16 protein-coding genes are annotated in these 16,728 nt (G+C 58.8%); 5 read left to right on the top strand and 11 right to left on the bottom strand.

The genetic code is table 11. The features are described from left to right. The first annotated feature begins 179 nt into the window (after positions 1-179). From cysG to cysC, 5 genes are all read left to right on the top strand, one after another. Positions 180-1,616 carry a siroheme synthase CysG gene (cysG, locus tag ACTG2G_RS07530; RefSeq protein ID WP_439985339.1) on the top strand — a complete coding sequence of 479 codons (1,437 nt, stop codon included), beginning with the start codon at positions 180-182 and terminating at the stop codon, positions 1,614-1,616. A gap of 72 nt (positions 1,617-1,688) precedes the next feature. After that, positions 1,689-2,621, top strand: a complete 933-nt coding sequence (gene cysD, locus ACTG2G_RS07525; protein ID WP_320109984.1) for a sulfate adenylyltransferase subunit CysD — start codon at positions 1,689-1,691, stop codon at positions 2,619-2,621. A 12-nt stretch (positions 2,622-2,633) separates the two neighbouring features. Then, positions 2,634-4,061: a sulfate adenylyltransferase subunit CysN gene (cysN, locus tag ACTG2G_RS07520; RefSeq protein WP_439985338.1), complete on the top strand. Its 1,428-nt coding sequence runs from the start codon at positions 2,634-2,636 to the stop codon at positions 4,059-4,061. A 4-nt stretch (positions 4,062-4,065) separates the two neighbouring features. Then, positions 4,066-5,790 (top strand): SLC13 family permease, encoded by a 1,725-nt coding sequence (locus ACTG2G_RS07515; RefSeq protein ID WP_439985337.1) that lies wholly within the window; start codon positions 4,066-4,068, stop codon positions 5,788-5,790. A 248-nt stretch (positions 5,791-6,038) separates the two neighbouring features. Continuing rightward, on the top strand, positions 6,039-6,629 hold the full coding sequence (cysC, locus tag ACTG2G_RS07510; protein WP_425890819.1) for an adenylyl-sulfate kinase: 591 nt from the start codon (positions 6,039-6,041) through the stop codon (positions 6,627-6,629). Positions 6,630-6,931: 302 nt separating this feature from the next. Here the strand turns inward: cysC and ACTG2G_RS07505 are convergent, their stop codons facing one another. From ACTG2G_RS07505 to ACTG2G_RS07455, 11 genes are all read right to left on the bottom strand, one after another. After that, the gene (locus ACTG2G_RS07505; protein ID WP_439985336.1) at positions 6,932-7,672 is read right to left on the bottom strand and encodes a DUF4145 domain-containing protein; all 741 of its coding nucleotides are present in this window, start codon (positions 7,670-7,672) and stop codon (positions 6,932-6,934) included. Between the two features lie 55 nt (positions 7,673-7,727). After that, on the bottom strand, positions 7,728-8,105 hold the full coding sequence (locus tag ACTG2G_RS07500; RefSeq protein ID WP_439985335.1) for a hypothetical protein: 378 nt from the start codon (positions 8,103-8,105) through the stop codon (positions 7,728-7,730). Between the two features lie 601 nt (positions 8,106-8,706). Beyond that, positions 8,707-10,344 (bottom strand): methyl-accepting chemotaxis protein, encoded by a 1,638-nt coding sequence (locus ACTG2G_RS07495; protein ID WP_439985334.1) that lies wholly within the window; start codon positions 10,342-10,344, stop codon positions 8,707-8,709. Between the two features lie 276 nt (positions 10,345-10,620). Beyond that, entirely contained in the window at positions 10,621-11,481 is an 861-nt protein-coding gene (locus ACTG2G_RS07490; RefSeq protein ID WP_064341696.1) for a TIGR03899 family protein, read from the bottom strand. A gap of 104 nt (positions 11,482-11,585) precedes the next feature. Further along, positions 11,586-12,059, bottom strand: a complete 474-nt coding sequence (locus tag ACTG2G_RS07485) for a DUF3299 domain-containing protein (protein ID WP_026034852.1) — start codon at positions 12,057-12,059, stop codon at positions 11,586-11,588. A 31-nt stretch (positions 12,060-12,090) separates the two neighbouring features. Next, positions 12,091-13,338: an ABC transporter permease gene (locus tag ACTG2G_RS07480; protein WP_245148394.1), complete on the bottom strand. Its 1,248-nt coding sequence runs from the start codon at positions 13,336-13,338 to the stop codon at positions 12,091-12,093. Continuing rightward, positions 13,332-14,021 (bottom strand): ABC transporter ATP-binding protein, encoded by a 690-nt coding sequence (locus ACTG2G_RS07475; RefSeq protein ID WP_115521732.1) that lies wholly within the window; start codon positions 14,019-14,021, stop codon positions 13,332-13,334. Before ACTG2G_RS07475 ends, ACTG2G_RS07480 begins: the two co-directional genes overlap by 7 nt. 4 nt (positions 14,022-14,025) lie before the next feature. Further along, positions 14,026-14,640: a DUF2796 domain-containing protein gene (locus ACTG2G_RS07470; protein ID WP_421387016.1), complete on the bottom strand. Its 615-nt coding sequence runs from the start codon at positions 14,638-14,640 to the stop codon at positions 14,026-14,028. Between the two features lie 31 nt (positions 14,641-14,671). Next, on the bottom strand, positions 14,672-14,971 hold the full coding sequence (locus ACTG2G_RS07465; RefSeq protein WP_204385066.1) for a DUF2607 family protein: 300 nt from the start codon (positions 14,969-14,971) through the stop codon (positions 14,672-14,674). Positions 14,972-15,015: 44 nt separating this feature from the next. Then, entirely contained in the window at positions 15,016-15,558 is a 543-nt protein-coding gene (locus ACTG2G_RS07460) for a YtfJ family protein (protein ID WP_005343253.1), read from the bottom strand. 220 nt (positions 15,559-15,778) lie between these two features. Further along, positions 15,779-16,669 carry a hypothetical protein gene (locus ACTG2G_RS07455; protein WP_005354684.1) on the bottom strand — a complete coding sequence of 297 codons (891 nt, stop codon included), beginning with the start codon at positions 16,667-16,669 and terminating at the stop codon, positions 15,779-15,781. Between the last annotated feature and the right edge of the window lie 59 nt (positions 16,670-16,728).

Genomic DNA, 16,728 nt, shown 5'->3' with positions numbered 1-16,728 from the left:
ACACAGTCCCTAGCCTATGGTCTGGCGTCAGGTACCACAAGTGACTTCGTACGCCTTTGTCATGAATTGGCTTTGTTAATTACTAAAACGCATTAAAAAGCATTTTTTATTATTTTGAGGGATAAGCTGCCCTGCCTATAGTCGCCCCATATTAGTCGTGTTCCGAGGGATGGGCCGAAATGGATTATTTACCTATGTTTGCCAAGTTGGAAGGCCGCCCGGTACTGCTGGTGGGCGGGGGCGAGGTTGCCCTGCGCAAGGCGCGCCTGCTGCTGGCAGCCGGTGCCCGGCTGACCCTGGTCTCCCCGGAGCTTGAACCGGAATTTGCGGAATTCACCGGTCGTTTCACCCATCTGGCGGAGCGTTTCAGCCCGGCCCATCTGGCAGGCCAGATTTTGGTGGTGGCGGCGACCGACAACCTCGAAGTCAACGCACTGGTTTATCAAAGTGCCAACCAGCTGGGTCTGTTCGTCAATGTGGTGGATGACCCCAAACGCTCCAGCTTTATCTTCCCCTCGATCATTGATCGCTCGCCGCTGATGGTGGCGGTCTCCAGCGGCGGCAAAGCGCCGGTGCTGGTGCGCCTGCTGCGCGAACGGCTGGAGAGCCTGCTGCCGCGCCATCTTGGCGGGCTGACCGAGCTCTCCGGTCGGGTCCGTGACAAGGCCAAGCGGGTGCTCTCCTCGATTTCCGATCGTCGTCGCTTCTGGGAGCGCGCCTTTGCCTCCAACACCCTCGCCAGCCTGATTGAAAAAGAGGATTGGCAAGGTGCCGAGCAGTGGCTGAGTGATGGACTCGATCAGGCGAAAAGCGAAGTGGGCGAAGTGGTGCTGGTCGGCGCGGGCCCCGGTGATCCGGGCCTCTTGACCCTCAAGGCGCTGCAACAGATTCAACAGGCTGAAGTGGTGCTCTACGACCAGCTGGTCTCCGCCGAGATCCTCGATCTGGTGCGTCGCGACGCCACCCTGGTGTCGGTCGGCAAGAAGGCGGGCGCCCACAGCGTGCCGCAGGAGGAGACCAATCGCCTGCTGGTGGAATACGCCAAGGCGGGCAACCGGGTGGTGCGGCTGAAAGGGGGCGATCCCTTTATGTTTGGCCGGGGTGGCGAGGAGTTGGAAGTGCTGGCCGACGAAGGAATCCCCTTCTCTGTGGTGCCCGGCATCACGGCCGCCGCCGGTGCCACCGCCTATGCCGGTATTCCGCTCACTCACCGTGATTACGCCCAGAGCGCCGTCTTTATTACCGGCCACTGCCAAAAAGAGGGCAAGGAGCCCGACTGGCAGCAGCTCGCCGCCACCAGTCAGACCCTGGTCATCTACATGGGGCTGATGCGCTCCGAGCATATCCAGCAGCAGTTGGTGGATCACGGCCGAAGCCAAGCCACCCCCATCGCCATCATCGAGCGTGGCACCACATCCCGTCAGCGGGTGCTGACCGGCACGCTGGCCGACTTGGCCGAGCTGGCCAAACAGGCGGTGAGCCCGTCGCTTATCGTCATCGGCGAAGTGGTCGCCCTGCGCGAGCGGCTGGCCTGGTTTGGAGAGCAGGGCGGCGAGCAGCAGCGCGCTAACCCGGATCTCGATGGCTGCGACCTCAAGCTGGTGCAGCTGGCCTGACCCGGAAAGAGATATTTGATGCGGTTGCCAGCGCGGCCGCGCACTGAACCACCCAGCGCCCCGAGCAGGCGCATAAGCAATGACCCGAGGACCAACATGGACCGTGAAAGATTGACCCACTTGCAGCAGCTGGAAGCCGAGAGCATCCATATCATCCGCGAGGTGGCTGCCGAATTTGAAAACCCGGTGATGATGTACTCCATCGGCAAGGACTCCTCCGTCATGCTGCATCTGGCCCGCAAGGCCTTCTATCCGGGCAAGATCCCGTTCCCCTTGCTTCACGTCGATACCGACTGGAAGTTCAAGGAGATGATCAAGTTCCGCGACGAGACCGCCAAAAAATACGGGCTGGATCTGATCGTCCACAAGAACCCGGAAGGGCTCGCCATGGGCATCAACCCCTTCGTGCACGGCAGTGGCAAGCACACCGACATCATGAAGACCGAGGGGCTCAAGCAGGCGCTCAACAAATACGGCTTCGACGCCGCCTTCGGTGGCGCCCGTCGCGATGAAGAGAAGTCCCGCGCCAAGGAGCGGGTCTACTCCTTCCGTGACAAGTCCCACCGCTGGGATCCGAAGAACCAGCGCCCGGAGCTGTGGCGCGTTTACAACAGCCAGGTCAACAAGGGGGAGAGCATCCGGGTATTCCCGCTCTCCAACTGGACCGAGCTGGATATCTGGCAATACATCTATCTCGAGAACATCGACATAGTGCCGCTCTACTTCGCGGCCATGCGCCCGGTGGTGGAGCGCAACGGCATCAAGATCATGGTGGATGACGAGCGCATGCCGCTCACCGCCGAGGATGAGGTGAAGCAGGAGCTGGTGCGCTTCCGCACCCTCGGCTGCTACCCGCTGACCGGGGCCATCGAATCCGATGCCACCACCTTGCCGGAAATTATTGAAGAGATGCTGCTCACCACCTCGAGCGAGCGGCAAGGGCGGCTGATTGACCACGATCAGGCCGGCTCCATGGAGCAGAAGAAGCGTCAGGGATATTTCTAAGGAGTCGTCAGCATGAACAGCCATATTCAGACCGCCATCACCGAACAGGGCATCGAAGCCTATCTGCACGCCCAGCAGCACAAGAGTCTGCTGCGTTTTCTCACCTGCGGCAGCGTGGATGACGGCAAGAGCACCCTTATCGGTCGCCTGCTGCACGACTCCCAGCAGATCTATGAAGATCAGCTCAAAGCGCTGGAGTCCGACAGCCAGAAGCTCGGCACCACCGGCGAGAAGCTGGACCTGGCACTGCTGGTAGACGGCCTGCAGGCAGAGCGCGAGCAGGGCATCACCATCGACGTGGCCTACCGCTATTTCTCCACCGCCAAGCGCAAATTTATCATCTCGGATACCCCGGGCCACGAGCAGTACACCCGCAACATGGCCACCGGCGCCTCCACCTGCGATCTGGCCATCATCCTGATAGACGCCCGCAAAGGGGTGCTGGATCAGACCCGCCGCCACAGCTTTATCGCGAGTCTGCTCGGCATCAAGCAGTTCGTGGTGGCGGTCAACAAGATGGATCTGGTGGAGTTCAGCCAAGAGGTGTTCGAGCGCATCAGCGCCGATTACCGCGAATTCGCCAAGAAGCTCAGCGTCGACACCATCCATATCGTGCCGGTCTCGGCGCTGGACGGCGACAATGTGGTCAACCAAAGCGACAAGCTGGCCTGGTACGAAGGCGAAACCCTGCTGGCTCTGCTGGAGTCTGCCGAAGTGGAGCGCGAGCTGGAGCGTCATCCGGTGCGCCTGCCGGTGCAGTATGTTAACCGCCCCAACCTCGATTTTCGCGGCTTCGCGGGCACGCTCGCTTCCGGCATCCTGCGGGTGGGCGACAAGCTGGCGGTGCTGCCGTCCGGCAAGGAGAGCACAGTGACCCGCATCGTCACCTTCGACGGGGATCTGGAGTACGCCCTGCCGGGTCAGTCCATCACGGTCACCTTCGCCGACGAGATCGATATCAGCCGCGGCGACTTGCTGGTGGATGCCGCCAAGCAGCCGCAAGTGACCCAGAATGTGCTGGCCCATATCGTCTGGATGGGAGAGGAGTCCCTGCAACCGGGCCGGGTCTACGACGTCAAGCTGGCGACCAAGAAGAGTCGCGGTCAGGTGGAGGCCATCCGTCACCGCATCGAGATCAACAAGCTGGACGAACTGCCCGCCAGCGAGCTCAAGCTCAACGAGATCGGCCTGTGCGAGCTGAGCCTCACCGACCCGGTGGCGTTCGACCCGTATCAGGAGATCCGTGATACCGGCAGTTTTATCCTGATCGACCGGCTGACCAACGTCACCGTCGGCGCCGGCATGATAGTGGAAGGCTTGGCCGCCAAAGCGGTAAAAGGGCACTACAGCGAGTTTGAGATCGAGCTCAACGCGCTGGTGCGCAAGCACTTTCCGCACTGGCAAGCCCTTGCCATCGGTAACGACACAAGCAAGGAGTAAGCCCATGACCTGGCAACAATTCCTGGTGCTGGGTCTGCTGGCTGCTCTCGTGGCCCTGCTGATCCAGGGCAAACTCCGCCCGGCGCTGCTCTTCTCGGGCGCCGTGCTCATCACCTACCTGAGCGGGCTGGCGGATATCAATGCCGTGGTGGCGGGCTACACCAACAGTGCTCTGTTGACGCTGGTGCTGTTGCTGCTGGTGTCGCTGGCGGTGGAGAAGACCCGCATCATGAGCTGGTTCGCCAATCTGGTGGGCACGGGTTCATTCAACAAGGTGTTGGTGAAGGTGTGGTTCTCCACCGCCTTCCTGTCGGCGTTCGTCAACAACACCGCCGTGGTGGCCTCCATGCTGGGAGCGGTCAAACGCAACCCCAACCATGCGCCGTCGCGGCTGCTGCTGCCCATGTGCTTCGCGGCCACCTTTGGCGGGGTGCTGACCCTGATCGGAACCTCCACCAACCTTATCGTCAACAGCTTCCTCATCAAGATGGGGGCACCGCCGCTCGGCATGTTCGACTTCTTTATGGTGGGGGCGGGCACCCTGCTGACCGGTCTGGTGGCCGTGCTGCTGTTTGCCCGTCACCTGCCGGAGCAGGATACCGAGATGAGCCGCGAATCCGGCTATTTTCTCGAAGCCAAGGTGGGCGCCGGTTCGCCGCTGGCGGGGTGCAGCGTCAAGGAGAACGGCCTGCGCAGCCTGAAAAGCCTCTATCTGGCGGAAATCATTCGCGGCGAGCAGGTGATCTGCCCGGTGCAGCCGGAACACGAACTGCACGAAGGGGACGTGCTGCTCTTTTGCGGCGATGTGGAGAGCGTCGGCGTATTGCAGGAGATGAAGGGGCTGGATCTCTACGGCCAGCACCGCCTCAACGGCCAGCATCTGGTGGAGGTGATCGTCAGCCACAGCTCGCGGCTGGTGGGTCAGACCATCAAGGATGCCGAATTTCGCACCCACTTCGATGCGGTGGTACTGGCGGTGCGCCGCGGCGAAACCCAGCTCACCGGTGGCCTCGGCCAGATTGAACTGCACGCCGGTGATACTCTGCTGCTGGCCCCTGGCCCCCAGTTTGCCCGCAACAAATCGCTGGGGCGGGAGTTTGTGGTGGTGAGCGGGCTGGAAGCCTCCACCCGCCTCGATGGCAAGCGCAGCGCCGCCGTGGTGCTGGGGTTTCTCGGGGTGTTGGCGCTCTCGGTATTCGATCTGGTGCCGCTGTTCAAGGGGTTGCTGCTGATGCTGGTGGCGCTGCTGCTCACCCGCATTCTGACCCTGGACGAGATCCGCCGCCGCTTCCCGCTCGATATTTGGCTGGTGGTGGGTGGGGCGCTGGCCATCGCCGATCAGCTGGAAAAGAGCGGGCTGGCCAAGCTTATCGCCGACTGGCTGATGGGGGAGTTCAACGGTGCCAGCCCCATCATCGCCTTTATCGGTATCTATGTGTTTACGCTGGTGCTGACCGAGCTGATGAGCAACAACGCAGCGGCCGCGCTGGCCTTCCCCATGGGTTACCAGCTGGCGCTCAGCATGGATGTCTCGACCATGCCGTTTATTCTGGCGGTGCTGTTCGGGGCGAGCTCCAGCTTTATCCTGCCCTACGGCTACCAGACCAATCTGATGGTCTATGCCGCGGGCAACTACAAGATGCCGGACTACCTCAAGCTGGCCCTGCCGGTCTCGCTGGCCTATAGCCTCGGGGTGATTGTGATGGTGCCCCTGCTGTTTCCGTTTTAAGGCGTGAGCGCCAATCAAGGCGTGTTGGGTGAGCAATACCATGGCATCAGCACGTTGTCGGCTGATAGTCCGAGGCGGCTCCCCGTGGTGCCGGACAGTTTAAGTTTTGAGGCGTGAGCGCCAAGCAAGGAGTGTGGGATGAGCAATACCATGGCACCAGCACGTTGTCGGCTGATAGTCCGAGGCGGCTCCCCGTGGTGCCGGACAGTTTAAGTTTTGAGGCGTAAGCGCCAATCAAGGAGTGTGGGATGAGCAATATCGTGTGGCACAAGCATGCCGTGGACAAACAGAGCCGGGCCGAATTGAAAGGGCAAAAGCCGCTGGTGATCTGGTTTACCGGGCTCTCGGGGGCGGGTAAATCGACCCTGGCGGGGGCGCTGGAGCAGGCGCTGGCGGCACAAGGCAAGCACACCTATCTGCTGGATGGGGACAATGTGCGCCACGGCCTCTGTGGCGATCTCGGTTTCGATGATGCCGCGCGGCAGGAGAATATCCGCCGGGTTGGCGAGGTGGCAAAACTGATGGTGGATGCGGGCCTTATCGTGCTCACCGCCTTTATCTCGCCGTTCCGTGCCGAGCGGGCGTTGGTGCGCAGCCTCTTGGGCGAAGGGGAGTTTGTCGAAGTCTTTGTCGATGCGCCGCTCGCCGTCTGTGAAGAGCGTGACCCCAAGGGGCTCTATAAAAAAGCGCGGGCAGGGGAAATTACGAATTTTACCGGTATCGACTCCGCCTATGAGGCGCCGGAGCAGCCGGAAATTCATCTGCTGAATGCTGGTAAATCGGTGGAGGCGCTGGTGGGGGAGTTGTTGACTGCCCTGCGGCAGGGGAATTACCTGTAGTTGGATCGGAAGAACCTATAACAAGCGCCCGGCGGCCGGTCAGTTGGCCACCACAGGCGCTTATGGGCTGGCGACCACCACTATAAGCAAAAGTTGGGTCATTGTCGGAAAACCAATAAATCCAGCTTATAGTGGCACCGGCAAGTCTTGACCCACCTCAAGGGGGGCGATCGTAACTCCGCAAAAGGATCTTCCGATCCTTGCTTATATCGCGGCGGGGTTATTCGCGATTGTCAGAATACGCTGCGCTATTCGAACCTACGGGCTGTACAGGTGGGGGTTCCAATAGCTCTTTGTTATGCCTACCTTGCGACCCCTCTCGCTTCATTGATGCGGGCCACTAATGTGTCTATAGATGCTTTCTTTTCGGGATATAACTCATTTAGAATATGAGAGAAAATTTTATATCCATCGACCACATCTGATTTTCTAACCTGATATCCAGCATGAGTACCATCATTACCCAACCATCTAATTGCATTAGCTGGCTCAATTATTTTTCGATAATCTTCAGGTAAAGATGAGATTCTTTTTGCTAAAGATAAAAAGTTTCCTTTTTCATCAACTGACGCGACTTCCATTTCTCCTAGCAAGACTTCCAACGCTGCACGCAATGTACTTAAACTTGTACTAGGTGAGCTAAAGTATGTTGAAAATGATGTTGATAAAGCCTTTTTTACCCAATATGGCGTGTCTTTAGGGGGGACGAATATTTGAAGTGGAGGTTGAAAATATGTCACTTCAAAATTATCAAACCAATCCCATCCGCCCGAGCCATCATCTAAGTATTCTTGAGATACATCACCTGTACCTACGCACATAACAGCACACCCACAATCTGGAATTGTGCACTTTAAATTTAGACTGAATACATACTCAATCGATTCTGGCTCAAAAGCGGGATGATTGGGGTCAATCGGCATCCTATACTGTTTCTGAAAGCCATTTTCTTGACTAGCTAACGAGTTGGCCCCGCATTCTGGGCAAGGCCATGTTGGGATGCGGTCATCCATAAATCTAGATAAAATTTCTTTCTCATTCATCTTAAATACGTCTCGAATATGAATGCATAATGCAAAGTTGAATTGGAACGTTTTGTTAGCTATTTTGGACCGGAACTTTAAACTTAAATTCTTCACCAATACCAAGCCTCACCAACTGCCTTAGCTTGTTAACAACATCGTCGCAGTTATCACCTAGTTCTGGTATTACACTTTTTGCTTGCTGCATGTTATTTATGGGGTCCCATTCATAGCGTTTATCGTCATTGGTAACAATTACTCTCTCAATTCCTCGAAGAGAAACATCAAACGTCACTTCAATATTTGAAATTCCATCGGTAACATATGCGACAGCATAATCAAGTAATTTACCTTGCAATTTATCTACTTGAACACTGCGCCATTCATAGCTAACAGGACCACTAGCTTCGACAATTAGTGGGTAACGAATAAAAACATAAATATCTTTCTTCATCTTATTATCTCTATCTTGTTAAAAATATGGGGCGCTCACCAATTTTAAAGCAGCGTAGAATGCTGCTTGGCTTGATGGGTATCTCGTATGTTTGGTTAAAACATCATAGGTTGGTGCTGAACGAAGTGAAGCCCAACGTTTACCGCGAAACGTATTTGAAAATTAGTTTTACCGATCAACCAAATCCATATTTATCCCGCTCTGGTTGGCCTGACCGTCCTCGTTTATTGGGCTTGGCTATGCTCTGCGCCAATCTGCAAAAACCACGCTACCGCCCCTGAATTACAGCCTCCAGTCTGCTGCTTTTTACCTGCGTTTTGGCATTGGCCTGACTCATGGCTGACTCCTGCGAGAGGTTGCCAAGCGGCTATGTTACCGAACGGGGCTGGAGTGAAAAGCGCAAGCGGACCATTTTCTGAGTAAGATCAATAAATTAATCAGTAATGGGTTTAAATGTGGTCGCTCAACCGCTTGGGCCCATCAGCGCAGAGGGAAATCGGACAGTGAAGCGAGAGTGTCGTCCTCTTGCTGGCGGGCATTAAAAAACCCTATGGGCCCAAAGGCCCATAGGGTTTTTCTGCGGTGATTGTTTGGGTAGTGGTTATCTGGCTTGGCGAACCGGCACGGCGCGGGTAGTGGCCACTTCGTAGCGGCTCTGGGTTGCCGGCGCCCCTTTCTGGAACTGGCGTACCAGCCGGTCTAGATCGCTCAACTGGTTTACCAGCTGGGTGATGCCGTGCACGGCGTGCTGGCTGCCGACGCTGGAGTCATCGGCCAGGGTCTTGATGCTGAGCACGTTGCGGTTGATCTCGGCGGTGACGTGGAACTGCTCCTGCACCGCCTGGGCAATCTGGCTACTGCCGGAGGCCACCTGCTGCAACATATCGTTGATCTGCTGGAGTATGGTGCCGGTCGCCGAGGCTTTTTGCTGGCAGCTTTCGGAGAGTTGGCAGCCCTTCTCCATCGCCTGTTCTGCATCCCCGGCGCTGGTTTGCAGCTCGGTGATCATCTTCTGGATCTCGCTGGTCGAGGATTGGGTCTTGATGGCGAGGGTGCGGATCTCGTCGGCCACTACCGAGAAGCCGCGACCCGCTTCGCCAGCCCGGGCCGCTTCGATGGCGGCGTTGAGGGCCAGCAGGTTGGTCTGGTTGGCGATGTTGTTGATCACATCCAGAATGCCGTCGATATCGCGGCAGTGGCCGACCAGCGCACTGATCACGCTCTTGGAGGTGGTCAGCTCGCTGTTCATGCCCGCCACGGCGGCCACGGTTTCGGCCACGCTACTGTTGCCGCTCTTGAACAGCACGGCCGTTTCATCCAGCAGGCTGGAGGAGTCAGTCGAGCTTTGTGACACCTCGCGAATGGATTCCGACATTTCGGTCACGGCAGTGGCTACCTGATTGGTTTCGGCCTGCTGCTGTTGCAGGTTGTCGGTGATGGATTCGGCGTTGCGCAGATCCCCCTCGGCGGCCTGCAGGATCTTGCTGCAAGTCTGCTGGGTGCGGGCCAGCACGGCGTTGAACTCGGCCTGATTCATCACCATCGAGAGTTCGATGGCGGCGATGTTGTCCACCTTGTTGGTGTAGAGCAGCTGCATCAGCGGGTTGTCAAAGCGGCTGCGGGCCATCTTGTTGAGCTTGCCGAGTCGACGGGAGAGGGCATTCAGGGTGATGGCCGCTATCGCCAGCGGCAGGGCGACCAGCGCCAGTTGCCAGTTCATGTCGTGGTTGTAGCCAAGCGCAAACATGGCGAGCAGGCTCAGCAGCAGGCAGAGGTTGATGGTCAGGGTATGGGAGAAGGTGGGCAGCTTGAGCGCCAGCGGCAGCTTGTTGTTGCGAAGGTCGGCATAGACCTTCTTGGCCCGCTGTTTGATCTCCTCGCTCGGGGCGGTGCGCACCGACTGATACTCCACCACCCGGCCGCTGGCATCCTTGATGGGGGTGACAAAGGCGCTGACCCAGTAGTGATCGCCACTCTTGCAGCGGTTCTTCACCGGCCCCATCCAGCTCTTGCCTTCGCGGATATGGTTCCACAGATCGGCAAAGGCCTGTTTCGGCATGTCAGGATGACGCACCAGATTGTGGTGTTCCCCCACCAGCTCGTCGAGCTGGAAGCCTGCTATCTCGCAGAACTCATCGTTGGCGTAGGTGATGCGGCTCTCCAGATCCGTGGTGGAAATCAGGCTCTGGTGGTCTGGATAGAGACGTTCTCTTTGGGTAACCGGTTGATTGATTCTCATGGCCTTGCTCCCGAGCCGTGATGGTTAAATTTTGATCTTCATCAAGACATGTGCAAAGGGCGGGCCAGCTGGCAAAAGCTAATGATTGATGTGTTATTAGTGTCGTTTTGGCAGGAAAAGATCGTTGCTGTTTGCAATATGCAACGGATCTGACGGGGTGTGCCTCTGCGGCATCTGCAATTTGCAACCTATTCTGGGCAAGCCCATGAGCTGGAAGCCAGCAGCTTGATGCGAAGGAACCATGAACCGACGGGGCATCCGCTGCCCCGCCAGAGATCAGGGGAGAGGGTCGGGAGCGGGTGAGGAGGGGGGGCTGACGAGCTGCATCACTTCAATCTGGATACCCTGCACCAGCACGGTTTTCAGATCCTGCAGGTACTCCTCCAGCGGCGACTCTTGCAGCAGCTGGGCGAGCTCGTTGCCCACCGGGGTGAGGCGGTAGTAGAGCAGGGTGATGTTGTTCTGCTTGCACTGCAGCCGCCAGCGCTGGTTGCCAAACTCCAGCTCGACCCCATCGGCGGGCAGCGGGCCGGACTCCAGCTCCGCGCGATGCAGCAGCCCCAGCTCAAACAGTTGCAGCAGGGCGTTGTAGGGCAGTCGGTATTTGCCAAGGCCAAGGCGCGTTGCCTTGGCACGACTCAGCAGGCTGGCCCCCTTGTGCAGCCCCAGCAGCAGTCGCTGCTCGTCGCTGCCGGTGTAGTGGCAAGTCAGTGAGCAGATACGTTGGAACAGCTGGGCCTCGCGCTGGGTCATCTCTTTGAGGGTGGCGAGCGCCCGAATGGAGAAGCGGCCCGGGGTGGCGACTTCCAGCGCGAAGATCCGCCCCCACAGCTGCTGCATCGGCACCATGCTGATATCTTCCGCCAGTTGCAGGAAGCGGGTCAGCCAATCACTGTCCATCTCGCCGCCAGCCGCGGTCTCTTCGCAGTGGCGGGAGGCCATCACCATGATGGCTTCCAGATTGCGCTGGCGGGCGGCCTGATCCGCCAGATGGCGAAAGGTGGCGCGCTGCTCGAAGGTGCTGTCGGTATTGCGGGTGAGCATGCCGTCGATGCCGCGGCTGCGGGCCAGGCGCAGGGTCTGCTCCTGGCTGCTCAGGATCGAACTCTCTTTTTTCGGGGGGGGGAGGTCTGCCATGCTGACTCCATTCGCACAGGTTCTGGAGCTGAATGTTACTCCAACCGGGATGCCAAGATAACAAAGCGGCCTCCGTGGAGGCCGCTTTTTTTGCAACGGGAGGATTACTCCTCGTAGACACTCACCTCGACCGCTTCCATCGAATAGGAGGCGGTGGCCATCTCGTGGCTGGAGCTGACCGTGCGCATCTTGCCCTTTACCCAGATGGCATCCCACAGATCATCCACCGGCGCACCCTTGGGGTAGCTCACATAGATCACCTGATTGGTGGGGGGCGGCGGCACATGGATGCAGGCGCCGAAGTAGGGTACCAGCAGGAAGGCGGTGATCTTCTTGGCATCCCCTTCCAGCGGCACTACGAAGCCCGGAATGCGCACATCCTGGTTGTCCAGCTTCTTGTTTACCCCACCCACCGGTTGCGGAACCGACATGGGATCTTCGTGATTGACCTGGGGCGGTGGCAGCAGTTTCTCCCCTTCCGGGATGAGCACATCCCAGTCGATGGTCTTGTAATCGGCGGCCAGGGCGGGCAGCACCAGCAGGCTGGCGAGCAGCGCCACAATTTTCCACTTCATCATCTGTCCTTCTGTTTCGATTTTGGGCGTCTCGCTAGACGCGAATGCTCATGCCATCGCTCAAGCTGTAGCGGTAAGCGCGTGCAGCAGGGAGCAGGCCAATCACCATGCCTGCCAGCCAGACTACCCCCAGCAACTGCCACTCGTAGGCGCTCGGAAGCCCCAGACTCAGTTGCAGGCCATAGTGGCTGAGCAGCCAGGGCGAGGCAAGCCCCTGCCCCAGATAGAGCACGGCGACCCCGAGAGTAATGCCGACCGTGGTCAGCGCCATCGCCTCCAGCGCCAGCAGCAGGAACAGGTGGGCAGGGCCTGCGCCGAGGGATCGCAAGATGGCGAGCTCCCGGCGCCGCTCGTTAAGCCCCGCCAGCAGGGTAGTCAGCATGCCGATCAGGCCCGCGACTACCACAAAACCGGCGATCACCGACAGCGCGGTTTCCGCCACGCTCATCAGGCTCCACAGCTCCTGCAGGGCGGCCCCCGGCAGGATCGCCATCAGCGGCTCCTTGGGATAGGTGTTGACGCTGCGTTGCAGCTGGAACGCCAGGATCCGGTTGCTCAAGCCCACCATAAAGGCGGTGATGGTTTTCGGGGTGAGATCCTGCGCCAGCGCCTGCTCAGGTGTTACGTTCTTGCTGTGGCGGCCGGTATCCCAGCCCAGATGGATCGCCTCTATCCCCGCCAGCGGCACATGGATGGTGCGATCGATGGGCGTACCGGTCGGCGCCAGAATACCCACCACCTTGAATGGCAGATTGTCGTGCTGGCTGAACGAGGTGTTGCCAGCGCCGTGGGCGATGACGATGGATTGATCAAGGTGATAGCCGAGCTTCTCGGCCACCTGGGCGCCGAGTACCGCTTCAAACGGCGTCTCGAACGGTCGCCCTTCCCGCAGTTGCAGCGACTGTTGCTGACCGTACCTCAGGTGGGTGAAGTAGTCGCCATTGGTGCCGAGAACCCGAAATCCCTTGTGGGAGTCACCAAGGGAAAGCGGGATGGTCCAGGCGACGCCGGGTTTCTGCTTGATGGCCTGATAGGAGTCCCACCCCACGTTGTTGGTGGGGTTGCCGATGCGAAACACCGAGTAGAGCAGCAGGTTCACCTGACCAGAGCGGGCGCCAACGATGAGATCGGTCCCCGAGACGGTATTGGAGAAGCTTTCGCGGGCCTGGGTGCGCACCCGCTCCACCCCGAGTAGAAGGGTGACGCTGATGGCTACGGCCAGCAGGGTGAGCCCGGCGGTGAGGCGGCGGGCCCAGAGACTTTGTAGGGCGAGCTTTAGCATGATGCCTTCCGGTTGAGCTGTTGCAGGTTTTCGACCCGCGGGAACAGGGGTTCGAGATAAGGGTCGTGACTGACGAAGATCAGGGTCGAGCCCTGCTTGTCGCACTCCTCGAACAACAGCTTTATAAAGGCCGCCCGGTTGTCGGTGTCGAGGGCCGAGGTGGGCTCGTCGGCGATCACCAGTGGCGGCGAGCCGATCAGCGCCCGTGCGGCAGCAACCCGCTGCTGCTGGCCGATGCTGAGGGCATGGACGGGGCGATGCAGTGCGTCATCCGGCAGTTGCAGCTCCGCCAGCAGACGGCGCGCCTCCTGCTCCGGACTCCCTTGCAGGCGAGCCCGTTTGGCGGGCGAAAAGGTGAGGGCAGCGGTCACGTTGTCCTGCACCGAGAGAAAGGGCAGCAGATTGAACTGCTGGAAGATATAACCCAGATTGGCCGCCCGGAAGTGGTCACGGGCACGGCCAGAGAGCCGGGCCAATGGTTGGCCCAGCACCTCCAGGGTGCCGTGGTTGGCGGTCTGGATCCCGGCCAGCAACCCGAGCAGGGTCGATTTGCCGGAGCCCGATGGGCCCTTGATAAAGACCCGCTCACCCTCGCGGATGGTGAGGGCGGGCAGATCGAGTACAGCGTCGCCACCTGGCCAGGCAAAGGCCAGATCGCGGATCTCAACCACGGCTTTTTTCATGGCGTTACCAGCTCAGCTTGTTGGCGGACGGGGTCAGCTCGCCTGCGGTCTGGCCGGTGGGCAGGATCCCCTGCACGCTCAGCTTCTCAAGGCTCGGATAGACGCTGAACAGGGTCGCCTCAAGGCCGGTCAGTTTGGCCGGGGTGGCACAGGTGTAGGTGTACATGGCGCCCATATCGGCGTGACCCGCTTCGTCATGATCATGGTGGTTTTCATGTTTGTCGCTGGTAGCCTTGTCATGGTCATGGTCATGGTCATGGTCATGGTCATGGTCATGGTCATGGTCATGGTCGTGCTCTTCTTTGGCGGCTTGCAGCTCCTGCTGGGTCAGTTTGCAGCCAGCGGCCGGGTCGAAGCGGAACAGGGCATCAGGCTGCTGGAGGCGGGCGATAGCCTTGGCATATTGCGCCTTCTCTTCATCGCTTTTGGCTGCGTGCTCGAAGCCTACCAGATCGGCGGCAGGGGCCTGCAGCTCGATCATCAGCTGGTCGCCATCGACCACCAGATTGAGGTGGCCGTGGCCATGCTCGTGGGCGCCGTGGCTGTGGCTCTCGTGTTCGTCGTGATTTGCGTGTGCGCCAAAGGCCGCTGCGGCCAGCAACAGAGTAACTGCTTTCATCTTTAATCCTTTTTCAAAACAAATAGCGAAATTAAACAAAGGGATAGAGAAAAGCAGAGGCGGGCGGCGCACGGATGGCATAGCTGTGAAGCGTGGCGGTATTTGCCGAGCGTTGCATTATTGCAACAGCGGGCAAAACAGAGGTCGAACTGGGGAAACAATAGGGGGTAGCGGTGATGACCTGCTTGCCATCCAGATGGAGGGCGCAGACCAGACAGTGATGGTCGTCGTGGCCGGGCAGGGCGGATTCAAACTGGTGCCGGGCAAGGGCAGGCTGCAGCCATAACCAGCCCAGCAGCAAGATCCAGATTTTCAGCTTGATACGACCCATAGACCCTTATGGAAAGGGCGCTATCAGCGCCCTTTCTCTCTGACTTAGAGATGGGACTTGATGAGCCCCATCACGGTAGCAATATTGTTGGCATCGAGCTGGCCATCTTTGGCAAACAGCACCTTGCCCTCTTTATCCAGCAGGATGATCGCCGAGCTTTCCGGCGTCAGATCCCAGGCGTTGCGCGCCATGCCCTTGGCATCCAGCACCATGGCGGACCAGGGGAACTCTTTCTTGCTGTCCTCGGCACTGCTCTTCACGAAGCCGGAGGTGCCCCAGATGGCGTCATTGCTGTTGATGACGGTAACGGTCTGGTACTTGTCTTGCGGCAGCTTGGCGGCCTTGATCGCCTCGATCATCGGGGCGTTCAGCTCCTTGGCACTGGAGCGACCGGCAATATGCTGGATCAGGAACACCTTGCCGGTGAGCGAGGTGCTCTGCCACGGCTGGTAGCCGATATCCTTGCCGTTCAGTACCAGCTCACCCTTGTCGCTGACATTGACCAGCGGAACCGGGTTGCCATCCTTGAAGTTGTGAGCAAAGACCAGAGATGGCAGCAGCGCCAAAGTAAGTACGAGATGTTTCATCCTGATGACACTCCATTTGTTATGTTATAACGAGTTTCGGATTGAGGGAATGGGCGAGCTTCATCCTAAACTGATCGGATCTGTTTAAAAAGTGTTAAATAAGATCGCAATTCAGAAGCGTCGGCGCCCCGCCAGTCAGGTGGTTGGCTGGCAAGGGCGGCTAGGATGGCATGACATCGATAAAAATCAATGAATTGGCGGCTGGTCTGAGCTGTCTGCGTCAGTAGAGCGACTCGCTGATGAGGGGGATCTTGGCCATGGTCATCTGCTGGGCCAGCAGGGACGAGCCGGTCAGCAGCACATGGCGCTGATTGTTGATCACCACCACATCACCGGGTACGCCACTGTCTGCCGTAATGGCCAGCCAGGCAGGGGAGACGCTGCCGATGCTGATATCCGGATAGATGATGCTGAGCACATATTGCGGGGCCAGCTCCGCCAGCAGACTGGCCATCAGCAGCGCCTTCTCGTCGCTGTCGGCCTTGTTATCTTGCAGTGCCTGTAGCGGCGGCGCGAAGTGATCCAGCTGCTCCGGCTGGGTGGGGATGGCGTTCAGCCACTCCTGCAGCAGGCTGACGCTGGTGGCGAGATCCTTGGCCGCAAACTGCTGCGCCAGCGGCTTGAGGTGCCCTTTGAAGTGGTAGAAGAGCTGGGAGTAATCGGGTCGCACGCAAGGCAGTTTGCGATTGGCCGGATGGACGCAGGGGATCACCCTCATCTGGTAGAAGGCATCCTCCTGATACTGCTGGTAGGCTTGCCAGAACAGCAGCGACTCCATGCTGTCGTCCCGCAGGGTGAAGGCCTGCTCCAGATTGCGAAATTTGGTAGCGGTCTCGGGGCTGCTCTGATTGATCAGGTTGATGCTGTTGTAGAGCCGTGGGCTGATATAGGCGTAAAGGGTCTCCAGCGGATTGGTGAGAGAGGCCTTCAGCAGGCTCATCTCGTGGCGACTGGCGGCCATCACCTGATCGTCGGTGGTCAGCTGGAAGTGCTTGCGCTGGCCATCGGTGGATTGCCACTGCCAGCTCATGTTGATTTCGCTGGCGTTGCTTGTGGCGCCAAGGGTGGTGCTGAGAGTGAGGCTGAGCAATAGCGCGGGGGTCAGCTTCATGGTGGTGCTTCCTGCCGTGGACGATAATTAACAACTAGGTGAGCCGGCACCACTTTGGT

Source organism: Aeromonas sp. 55A (assembly GCF_051919665.1).
GTDB classification, from domain to species: Bacteria; Pseudomonadota; Gammaproteobacteria; order Enterobacterales; family Aeromonadaceae; genus Aeromonas; species Aeromonas veronii.
Note: the sequence above shows the minus strand (reverse complement) of the source record. Positions and strands in the feature narration are given on the sequence as shown.